This is a genomic window from Stenotrophomonas sp. STEN009, assembly GCF_056760395.1.
Window position 1 is genome coordinate 1 of sequence record NZ_JBRRES010000073.1, and the last position, 3,262, is coordinate 3,262.

The 3,262-nt window shown below is 53.5% G+C and carries 2 rRNA genes; both read left to right on the top strand.

What is annotated here, in order from left to right:
- Window positions 1–194 precede the first annotated feature (194 nt).
- Window positions 195–3,074 (top strand): 23S ribosomal RNA (locus ACVOMM_RS18615).
- 125 nt (window positions 3,075–3,199) lie between these two features.
- Window positions 3,200–3,262 (top strand): 5S ribosomal RNA (rrf, locus tag ACVOMM_RS18620); the annotation flags it as partial.

The window sequence follows — 3,262 nt, forward strand, 5'->3', positions numbered from 1 at the left end:
TATACGCATCGGCACTGTGGCCGGTACGTGTTCTTTTAAAACTTGTGACGTAGCGAGCGTTTGAGATGTTCTATCAGACGTGTCGTGAGGCTAAGGCGAGAGACGAAAGTCTCTTTATTGATTGAGTCGTTATATTCGTATCCAGGCTTTGTACCCCTGGATCAGATATGACCCAAGGCAACTTGCGGTTATATGGTCAAGCGAATAAGCGCACACGGTGGATGCCTTGGCGGTCAGAGGCGATGAAGGACGTGGCAGCCTGCGAAAAGTATCGGGGAGCTGGCAACAAGCTTTGATCCGGTAATGTCCGAATGGGGAAACCCACCCGCTTGCGGGTATCCTGCAGTGAATACATAGCTGCTGGAAGCGAACCTGGTGAACTGAAATATCTAAGTAACCAGAGGAAAAGAAATCAACCGAGATTCCGTCAGTAGCGACGAGCGAACGCGGACTAGCCCTTAAGCTGGATTGGTTCTAGGAAAACGCTCTGGAAAGAGCGGCCATAGAAGGTGACAGCCCTGTATCTGAAAGGGCCATTCCAGTGAAGACGAGTAGGGCGGGGCACGTGAAACCCTGTCTGAACATGGGGGGACCATCCTCCAAGGCTAAATACTACTGACCGACCGATAGTGAACCAGTACCGTGAGGGAAAGGCGAAAAGAACCCCGGAGAGGGGAGTGAAATAGAACCTGAAACCGTGTGCGTACAAGCAGTAGGAGCTCCGCAAGGAGTGACTGCGTACCTTTTGTATAATGGGTCAGCGACTTACTGTTCGTGGCAAGCTTAACCGTATAGGGGAGGCGAAGGGAAACCGAGTCTGATAAGGGCGCATAGTCGCGGGCAGTAGACCCGAAACCGGGTGATCTAGTCATGCCCAGGGTGAAGGTGCGGTAACACGCACTGGAGGCCCGAACCCACTCCCGTTGCAAAGGTAGGGGATGAGGTGTGATTAGGAGTGAAAAGCTAATCGAACCCGGAGATAGCTGGTTCTCCTCGAAAGCTATTTAGGTAGCGCCTCATATGTATCCTCTCGGGGGTAGAGCACTGTTATGGCTAGGGGGTCATCGCGACTTACCAAACCATTGCAAACTCCGAATACCGAGACGGACTGTATGGGAGACACACGGCGGGTGCTAACGTCCGTCGTGAAAAGGGAAACAACCCAGACCCACAGCTAAGGTCCCAAATTCAGTGCTAAGTGGAAAACCATGTGGAAAGGCACAGACAGCCAGGAGGTTGGCTTAGAAGCAGCCACCCTTTAAAGAAAGCGTAATAGCTCACTGGTCGAGTCGGTCTGCGGGGAAGATTTAACGGGGCTAAGCACTGAACCGAAGCTTGGGGTGCATAACTTTGTTATGCGCGGTAGAGGAGCGTTCCGTAAGCCTGCGAAGGTGGATTGAGAAGTCTGCTGGAGGTATCGGAAGTGCGAATGCTGACATGAGTAACGATAATGCGGGTGAAAAACCCGCACGCCGAAAGCCCAAGGTTTCCTTGCGCAACGTTAATCGGCGCAGGGTGAGTCGGCCCCTAAGGCGAGGACGAAAGTCGTAGTCGATGGGAAGCAGGTTAATATTCCTGCACCTCGCGTAAGTGCGATGGAGGGACGGAGAAGGTTAGGTGTACCGGGCGTTGGTTGTCCCGGGGAAAGGCGGTAGGTTTGGATCTTTGGCAAATCCGGGATCCTTTAAGACCGAGCACCGAGACGAGTCTTTAAGACGAAGTCACTGATACCACGCTTCCAGGAAAAGCTCCTAAGCTTCAGCTTACGCAGACCGTACCGTAAACCGACACAGGTGGGTAGGATGAGAATTCTCAGGCGCTTGAGAGAACTCGGGTGAAGGAACTAGGCAACATGGCACCGTAACTTCGGGAGAAGGTGCACCCTTTTTGGTGGCTCGTGCGAGCTATAGCTGAAGAGGGTCGCAGTAACCAGGCCGCTGCGACTGTTTATCAAAAACACAGCACTCTGCAAACACGAAAGTGGACGTATAGGGTGTGACGCCTGCCCGGTGCTGGAAGGTTAATTGATGGGGTCAGCCGCAAGGCGAAGCTCTTGATCGAAGCCCCAGTAAACGGCGGCCGTAACTATAACGGTCCTAAGGTAGCGAAATTCCTTGTCGGGTAAGTTCCGACCTGCACGAATGGCGTAACGACAGCGGCGCTGTCTCCACCCGAGACTCAGTGAAATTGAAATCGCTGTGAAGATGCAGCGTTCCCGTGGCAAGACGGAAAGACCCCGTGAACCTTTACTATAGCTTTACACTGAACGTTGAGTTCGTCTGTGTAGGATAGGTGGGAGGCTATGAAACCATGGCGCTAGCTGTGGTGGAGCCATCCTTGAAATACCACCCTGTCGTGCTTGACGTTCTAACCTGGGCCCATTATCTGGGTCGGGGACCGTGTATGGTGGGTAGTTTGACTGGGGCGGTCTCCTCCTAAAGAGTAACGGAGGAGCTCGAAGGTACGCTCAGCGCGGTCGGACATCGCGCACTGTGTGCAAAGGCATAAGCGTGCTTGACTGCAAGATCGACGGATCAAGCAGGTAGGAAACTAGGACTTAGTGATCCGGTGGTTCTGTATGGAAGGGCCATCGCTCAACGGATAAAAGGTACTCCGGGGATAACAGGCTGATACCGCCCAAGAGTTCATATCGACGGCGGTGTTTGGCACCTCGATGTCGGCTCATCACATCCTGGGGCTGTAGTCGGTCCCAAGGGTATGGCTGTTCGCCATTTAAAGTGGTACGCGAGCTGGGTTCAGAACGTCGTGAGACAGTTCGGTCCCTATCTGCCATGGGCGTTGGAGATTTGAGAGGGGCTGCTCCTAGTACGAGAGGACCGGAGTGGACGAACCTCTGGTGTTCCGGTTGTCACGCCAGTGGCATTGCCGGGTAGCTATGTTCGGAAGCGATAACCGCTGAAAGCATCTAAGCGGGAAGCGCGCCTCAAGATGAGATCTCCCGGGGCACAAGCCCCCTGAAGGAACCATGTAGACTACGTGGTTGATAGGTCAGGTGTGTAAGTACAGCAATGTATTGAGCTAACTGATACTAATGATCCGTGCGGCTTGACCATATAACCTCAAGTTGCCTTGGCTTTACGACAACGTCGTAAGAGCATCCAAGTGCACGCTACGTCACAAGAACTATGCGAGGCTGGCGCCTTGTCCCCCGGGACGAGTGCGACTCTCCAAAAGCCTCCCTGGTGAAATTAGCGCTGTGGAACCACCCGATCCCATCCCGAACTCGGAAGTGAAACGCAGC